Raw genomic sequence first — 8,678 nt, forward strand, 5'->3', positions numbered from 1 at the left:
TTATTTAATTTTCTACTTCTTGCCCACTCCCTTTTTGTTATGAAAGTTTAAATTGGATACTATAGCAAATTGAATATACATCAATGAACCATTTTTATGTGTATTCATCAGTATACTATAAATTCTACAATAAGATTACCCAATTTGTTGAACGTAACTTTCCTCAGTTACAGAAACAATTGAGGTAATTTTTTTATATAGTAACAAAATCATAGTGAGTAATGTCATATTAATGTATTATGAAGTATTTAATTTAGAAAATGTCTAAAATTTGGGACGTTTTATTCGTAGAAAAATATTTCTGGTATAGTTAATTAGAATTAAAAATGATTATAAACCTAAGAATCGTATGTGGAATTGATGTAAAAGTTAGATAGAATCATTTTGGCCAGTTATTTTCATTGCTAAATATTTCGATATTAATATAAAAGGGAGATGTCCAGTGAACAACAATATATTCAGAAAGATTATGGCACTCATCTTAATAATGACTCATCTGTTCTCCACTCTTAATAATGTTTTGATTGCGAGTGCGCAAGAATCGACTAACATGCTCGCAGTAGAGCACTACCCAAACCGAGAGCCTAATTGGGTCTTATCAATTAATGCCAATGGTTTAGCGGTGGAAGATCAGTTTGTAGAACTGACATTGCCAAAAAACACTGAAAAAATTAGTGTCATTAAATTAATTGATGCCAATGGGAATTTAATTAAACTTCCGACGACAAATAATTTTGAACAATATACTCGGAAAATAAATCAATATCATCAATACTTAAAAGAGAAGGAACAGTATCTTTTAGATTTAAAAGATTATAACCATGTTGTAGAAACTTATAATGCAGCTGTTGCTCAATATGATCAAGCCGTTCAAGCTTATCAATTGGAATACGAACAGTATTTACAAGATTTAGCGGAATATGAGGCAGCCCAGACGACTCAATATGTAGAACCTGTAACGGAAACAACAGGGACTGAAGAATCAGAACCTGTTATTTCAGAATCACCCGTTTCTGGTGGCGGATCACCAGGAGTATCATTACCACCGGTAGAGCCTGTAGTGCCGGTATGGGATGAAAGTATTGTCAATCCAGAAAGTTTGACTCAACCCAAAGATCCTTATGATGTCAATAAAGAAAAAATGTGGCAGCTTGCTTATGTGAATAGTGAACAAACAGTTGCGCAAGTTTTTGTTCCGACAAGTTTAAATAACACACAAATATCAATAACGACCAGTGTTTTAAATAATATTCAAGAGAGTTATCATGTTAAAGCTACTAATACCGTTTATTCTGGTGGAGTGAGGCAAGCTTACACAGTTGAAAAACGAGTGACGATAGAAAAGTCAGAAAATACAACGACAGAATTAGCGACCGAGACTCAGACGGAATCAACGATAGAGGAAGAAAGCGCTGTGAGTTCTTCAGAAGATGCCACTTTTGAAGTCACAGCAATATCAGATACCACCACACTTTCAGAAGCCGACGCTACTAGCGAAAGCAATCAGACCACTGAATTAATAACCGAAATGACGAACGAAGAGACAAAAGATAATCTGATTGAGGAGTCAACTGAAAAGGCCAATGAAGAATTGACGAGGATTGTAGAAGAGACAACTACTCAAGCAGAATTATTACAACTAAACCAAGGAATGGAAGTTGAAAAAGACAGTATTATCGGATTTGAAACGTTTATTTTAAATTATTATGATTTACCTAACACTATTCACTTTGAATGGATAACGGAACCTGATACTACGACAATTGGAACTAGTAAGGGAGCGTTTAAAGTTCTGAATGAAGATGGTACTGAATCAATTTACGAAATTGAATTAACGGTAATTGATCCCGCTAAAGGGAGTCTATTTTCCAGAATGTCGCAATTTGCTAATCAATTGGTACCTAGAGCGGTAGATAGTTCCATTACCTTTAAGAATTTAGATTTAAAATCAACTACAGTTCGTAATGGGAACGAAAATTTGGTCTGGTTGACATCGGGTGACAATGTGGTGGTGTCAGGAAGTTATACCATTGAAAATGATGTTAAACCTGGAGATTATTTTACACTTAATTTTGGCGATATGATTGTTCCAGGTGGACTTAATGTACCAAGGTCGGTTCCACCTTTATATGCGGCTAATGGTACTATTATTGCTAATGGCGTGTATGATCCAACAACCAATACAGCAAAATACGAATTAACGGATGTTGTCTCTAACTTAAAAGATATAACAGGTAATTTTCAATGGAAATTCACGCAGTTATACGCTAATCATAAAGGAGATGGCGTTTTTTCACCGGTTAGCATTAATTTTGCTGGAGAGACCCATTCGGAATCGATGGCGTTTGATTATGGTTGGAATAAAAGCAAAGATATTCAAATGACCACCGACTCCATTAATGTTGAGACGAAACCAGCAACTTATACCAGTACCATTTATGTGAATCAAAATCAATTGAGTTTAGGTCAACCTACATTAATGATTAAAGCAACCAATATGACAGTTGATTCTAATTCTATCAAAATTTATAAAGTACCAGATGGGTATGGTGATTTACCGTCAAATTTTAGACCAAATACATCTGGTTGGGAAGAAATTTCCAACAAAGTAACAAAAGTAAAACGTGATGATGGTGGCTATAATCTCCAGATGTGGACCTCTATCGGTCGTTGGTGGAATTCTATGCTTTATCGTGGTGAACGCTATGTTGTAGTGTTTAATCATACAGAAAATCCTGGAGCTTCCTCAGTTGGCATTGGCTCAGTATTAACAGCGGGATATAATCACACACCTGGTTCAGTAAGCCCCTACCAATCTAATGAAGTTTCTAATGGATATGTTCCGGTGGGGAACTCTTCATCTGGTGAAGGAACCGTTTATTATCCGATGAACATTCGTAAGCTTGATGAAGGAGGAAAGAGTATTACCTCGTCACCTGCAACATTTACTCTTTATAGTCATGATGGATCAAAAAATATTCCTGGTAATCCGATTATGTCAATTTCAACATTAGGAGGATATGCAGTTATTAGGGATATACTTAAAGAAAATGGTACCTATTGGTTATTCGAGACGAAATCTCCCATCGGCTATCAACTAAGTGGTGATGGTTATAAAATTCAAGTAAAGAAAGATCCATCAACTGGAAAGGTCTCCTTTTTAATTGATCGATTTAATCGATTACCGAATCATTCAGAAGGTTACACCTATACTAAACTACCGAATCCGTATGGAAGTGGTTACGAATGGCACAATTTAGATTTTAATTTTGATGTAAAAAATGTCCCTCATAAAACCAATCTTTCATTTATTAAAAAAGATAGATTGAATGGGAAGGTTCTAACAGGTGCTGAATTTCAATTAACCAAAGAAAATGATTCGAGTTTTAAGCGAACGGTTCAGTCAGACGATAATGGGAAAGTTGAATTTTCAGACTTAACTGTAGGTAAATATACTTTAATTGAAACGAAGGCTCCGCCAGGTTATAAACGCAATGAAACAGCGATGACTTTTGATGTCAAAGTGAAATCTGACAATTCTGGTTTAAGTATTGATTATTTGAGCAATAATTTCATTGATCTTGTAAACGAAGAAAACGTGGTCTATAACGATCCGTTTACATTTAATATCAATTTTATTAAGAAAGATCAAAACAGCAAAAAAGTTTTACCGAATGCGGAATTCACTTTAACTAAAAAGGATGATACTAACTTTAAGCAAGTAGTGGTTTCCGCAGCCGATGGCTCTGTCAATTTTAAGGATTTAACAGTTGGAACTTATATCTTAACCGAGACTAAGGCACCTAATGGTTATACTAAACCAGCACAAGCGATGATTTTTGATATCGTCGTGAAATCTGACAATTCTGGTTTAGAAATGAAAAATATTACGAATGCCTTATGGGTAACGGAGAATTCGCAAACGATTGTCTACAATAAACCTCTTACTTATGAGTGGAGTTTTACTAAGAAAGAGAAGGGCAGTTCAAAACCGTTGGCTAAGGCTGAATTTACACTCATTAGAACTGATGATAACGACTATAAGCAAGTGATAACAACTGATGCCACTGGTGTGGTGAAATTCTCAGAATTAGTAGTCGGTTCTTATCAATTAACCGAAACTAAAGCACCTGACGGCTACCGTATAATTGAAAATCCGATGACTTTTGACATTCAAATAACAGAAGATGGCCAAAGTTTAGTAATGACCAATATTGAAAATACGATGTTGGACGCTAATGGTGATGTACTCAATGAAAAGTTAGTTGGTGAATTGACGCTAATCAAAATAGATGGTTCAAAACCTATTAATAAAGCGAATCGCTTAAATGAAGCCCAGTTCCAAATTGTTTCGATTAATAATTTAGGTATAGAAACAAAAGACTTTAAACAGAACATCGACATCACCACCAATGGGCAAATTACCATCTCGAAGTTACCTTTAGGTAGGTATCGGATAACTGAAATAAAAGCCCCCAATGGCTATCAATTAATAAAACAGCCATTTGATATAGAAGTCGTATATGATGGAGCGACTAAGCGAGTAGTGACAAAATTACTCTCAAATAATAGCAATTTTGTTGAACGAGATACATCGAACCATAATCATTATTATGTTAAAAATTATCTGCCTACCCAAATTCCTAATACGGGTGGATCAGGAATACTTCTGTATACGACAGTAGGCTCCTTATTGATGATATTCTCGATATGCTTAGGGCATCGATATCTTAATAAAACGGAGAGGGGAGAGTAAGTTTAAGATATTTTTAGTTGTAATGTTTTAAGGACGATAAAAAAAGAAAGAGGATTTAATATGGAGAAAAAACAAAATTTAAAAGCATTGTTATTCTTAGTTTTAACACTAGTCATGAATGTCTTTACACCAATAGTAGCAAACGCAGAAGATACCGAAAATACAAAAAATTCAACGACTGTAAACATTATAAAAGTTGTGTCAGAAGAAAAATCATTAAAATCAAAAACACACGATGGTTCACAATTGAACATCCAAGATAAATTTGGCGAAGGCGCTTCTTATATTAACGGCGCTCAATTTGATATTTATCCAATCACCCAAGAAGAATATAAAGCATGGGTTAAGAATACAGACTTGAAACTGGAACCTAAAACATCAAAGCAAACTGTTACTACTAAAGATAATGGTTTAGCATCCTTAGAACTAGAGGACGGTTATTATTGGATTACAGAAAACCGTGATGTAGCACCTACTTTAGGGGTTGAAGGTTATGTAGCAACGGATTTTGCTTTAGGTTTGCCTTTAATGAATGAAGAGGGTACTCGTCGTAGTGAAGTTTACTTATATCCAAAGAATACTACTTCTTCAAGTATTGACAAAACGGTTACCAATTTAGAAGCTAAAAGTGACGGATTTGCGGTTGGTGATACGATTACTTACTGGATTCAAGCTAAAATTCCGGCTGGGGAATTAACAAGCTTTACTTTTACGGATACTTTATCAGACGGCCTTAATTTTGTGAATCCAATCAATGTGCAAGCTTATATTGCAGCAACAGGCACAACAGATACGGCAACAGTTCAAGGTGGAACACCCGTTTCGATTACATCATCAGTTGAAAGACAAACAGCAACCTTTGACTTAACTAGTCAAATTGCAACTTTAAAAAAGAATGCTGGTAAAACTGTGTACTTACGTTACGAAGCAGTGATTACGAAAGATGCTGAGATAGGGACTAATTTACCAAACGATGCAAAACTAACATATAAACGTGATGGTTCAAGTGAAATAACAAAAGAAGTAGAAAATGACCCTGTTGTTTATACGGGGGGTAAAAAATTCAAAAAACAAGACCCAGTTGCTAATAAAGCTTTAGAAGGTGCTGAATTTGTCATCAAAAATACTGACGGTAAATTCATGTCGCAAGATGATAAGGGAAAAATTACTTGGGTAGAAGACCAAGATTCAGCAACTAAATTAACGTCATCAGCTGAAGGTACATTTGAAGTGAAAGGTCTCGATTTCGGTGCGACGTCAGAAACATTAGAAGAAGCATCAATGACATATTATATTATTGAAACAACAGCACCAGCAGGTTATGTGATTCCAGCAGATTTAAGAAAGGGATTACCATTCACTGTTAATAAAGACTCATATGAACAAAATGACGTTGAGCTACATGCCAAACCGGAAGGTTCAATCATCAATAACAATAGCCAGCCGAATATTCCAAATACTGGTGGTATCGGGTCGATTATCTTTGTAGTCATTGGTTTAATTGTGATGGTATTAGCAGTCTTAGGTTACAAAAAATTTGCTTAATTAAAGTAGCGTAGTAAAAGAAACAGAAGCGAATTTATTTTCGCTTCCTTCCTTAAATTGACAAACCATTTGTCGATTTAAGAAAGGAAAGTTATTAAGTAAGAAAAAGGAGGGATTCGATGAACCATCGTGATATAGGAACAATATTGTTAACAGTAGTAGTAATCATCATGTCATGGATAAGTTTTCCTCAGGTTGAGGCTGCTGAAAGTTACCAATTAATCATTCATGATAGTGATAATCCAATAGCAGATATTCATTATACATTATGGCAAGTCGACGATTTATCCTATCTTGATCAACAAGAATTAATGAATAATTTTAGCTTAGCTGAATTAGATGCATTATTTCCATCGCATTACGATACCGATAAGACTAATAGCCAAGGCTATACTGAAATCTCACTCCCAGCAGGCATTTATTATGTCCGAGCACTATCAAAAAATCAATTTAATGAAAATATCCAACCTTTTTTTGCTGAATTACCAAGTAACCATCAACGGATCAATCCTAAAAGTACCCAAATGAATGGATCGCTAAAAATTATAAAGCAAAATCAAGCAGGGCAACCTTTAGCTGATGTAGGATTTGAACTCTATTATCAAAATGGACTGACCCCTCTTTTATTCAATTCGGGAAAATTCACTACTGATGGAAAAGGTTCTTCACTTTTACAAACAGATGAAAAAGGCGAAATTTATCTTGAATATCTTCCAGCGGGTCAGTATGAACTGAAAGAAATAAAACCACTCACCGGGTATCGTCCGTTGGCAGCTACCATAAAAGTGACGGTAAATAGTTTAGAAACAACAGAATTAGTTGTCTATAATGAAGCAGTTGAGTTAGGCGGTTATCATTTTAGAAAAGTGGACGCAAAAGACCCAACAGTTGGACTAGTAGGGGCTGTATTTGAAGTTCAACAATGGGTTGATTATCAATATCAAACGTATCGTATCGATTCAAAGCCTTACACAGTACAATCAGCAGAGAATGGGTATTTCGAAGTACAAAATTTACCTTATGGCAAGTATCAGTTGGTCGAAATCGAAGCACCCATTTTAGATGGCGAACGATATCATTTGTCAACAGAACCTATTCCCTTTGAAATAACGGCTGAAAGTTTTTATAACAAAACTGTAATGGTCATCTTAAATCACCGTGAACCCAATGAAACAACAATTCCGGAAAAACCAAACAAACCGAATAAATTCTTACCAGAGACTGGTGAAGCAACGAATAGAATTTTATCGGTAATAGCAATCTTGATATTAGGCTTTGGCCTTTTATTATTACGAAAGAAAGGAAAATAAATAATTGAGCAATTCTATTAAATCAATGAAAAAGAAAAATCCTTTCGTCTTATTCGTATTTGTGTTGCTATTTCTTATTGGAGCAAGTGTCTTAGCTTTCCCTTTCGTTAGTCAGTACCTATATTATCAAGCCTCTCAAGTAGAAGTAAATTACTTTGAAAAAGAAGCTGAAAAATTAACGGATGAAGAAATTGACCAGCGCATTTATTTGGCTAATGCTTTTAATGCCGGATTATATTACGGAAGAAGCGAAGGACCAACTCAAGTGGAAGATCCTTATAGTCAAGAAGAAATAGAAGCTGGTCGTAAAGAATATGCTAGTATGTTGGAAATTCATGAACAGATGGGAAACTTGACCATTCCAAAAATATCGGCAGAATTGCCTGTATTTGCTGGCACCTCTGAAACAGTCCTCCAAAAAGGCGTAGGACATTTAGAAGGTTCTTCTTTACCAGTCGGAGGCAATAATACTCATGCGGTATTGACTGCCCATCGTGGCTTGCCGAATGCACGCCTCTTTACAGATTTAGATAAACTGGCAGAAGGGGATTATTTCTATTATAAAAATGTTAAAGAAACCATTGCCTACCAAGTCGATAAGATTTTAGTCATTGAACCTACTGAAGTCGAGCAATTGAAGATAGAACCCGGTCATGATTATATGACGCTCTTAACCTGTACGCCTTATATGATAAACTCACATCGATTAATAGTGCGTGGCCATCGAGTACCATATGATCAAGCAATTGCTGAAAAACAAGTTCAAGAACATCGAATTAATAATCGATATCGAATACTGTTTTATATTACGCTAGGTATTTTAATTTTCGTGTTATTCCTCAATTTATTAGGATTTTTAAAACGACGAAAAAGAAATAAAAATAACTAAAAATTAAAGAGCTATAAACCAATTAATTTATTGGTAATAGCTCTTTTTAGCTTTGTATGGGTAAAAATATTTGCTAATAACAAGGCGTAAAACTATTAAAATTGTGATATAATAGTATAAATAAGTACTTTTATTCTATAATTATAACCTAAGTTCCCGTAATACGTAGCATAAATAA

Annotated in this window: 4 protein-coding genes; all 4 read left to right on the plus strand. The window is 34.9% G+C overall.

Translation table 11 applies throughout. The features are described from left to right. The first annotated feature begins 442 nt into the window (after nucleotides 1-442). The 4 genes from HMPREF2811_RS07790 to HMPREF2811_RS07805 all read left to right on the plus strand — a co-directional run bounded on the left by HMPREF2811_RS07790 (nucleotide 443) and on the right by HMPREF2811_RS07805 (nucleotide 8,500). Nucleotides 443-4,756 carry a SpaA isopeptide-forming pilin-related protein gene (locus tag HMPREF2811_RS07790; protein WP_141749286.1) on the plus strand — a complete coding sequence of 1,438 codons (4,314 nt, stop codon included), beginning with the start codon at nucleotides 443-445 and terminating at the stop codon, nucleotides 4,754-4,756. 60 nt (nucleotides 4,757-4,816) lie between these two features. Next, complete coding sequence (locus HMPREF2811_RS07795) at nucleotides 4,817-6,301, plus strand: SpaH/EbpB family LPXTG-anchored major pilin (protein ID WP_071408848.1); 1,485 nt, start codon at nucleotides 4,817-4,819, stop codon at nucleotides 6,299-6,301. 119 nt (nucleotides 6,302-6,420) lie between these two features. Then, entirely contained in the window at nucleotides 6,421-7,611 is a 1,191-nt protein-coding gene (locus HMPREF2811_RS07800; protein WP_071408849.1) for an MSCRAMM family protein, read from the plus strand. 25 nt (nucleotides 7,612-7,636) lie between these two features. After that, nucleotides 7,637-8,500 carry a class C sortase gene (locus HMPREF2811_RS07805; protein WP_168164965.1) on the plus strand — a complete coding sequence of 288 codons (864 nt, stop codon included), beginning with the start codon at nucleotides 7,637-7,639 and terminating at the stop codon, nucleotides 8,498-8,500. The last annotated feature ends 178 nt before the right edge of the window (nucleotides 8,501-8,678 follow it).

It is taken from the genome of Globicatella sp. HMSC072A10, from assembly GCF_001811625.1.
Taxonomy (GTDB): Bacteria; Bacillota; Bacilli; order Lactobacillales; family Aerococcaceae; genus Globicatella; species Globicatella sanguinis.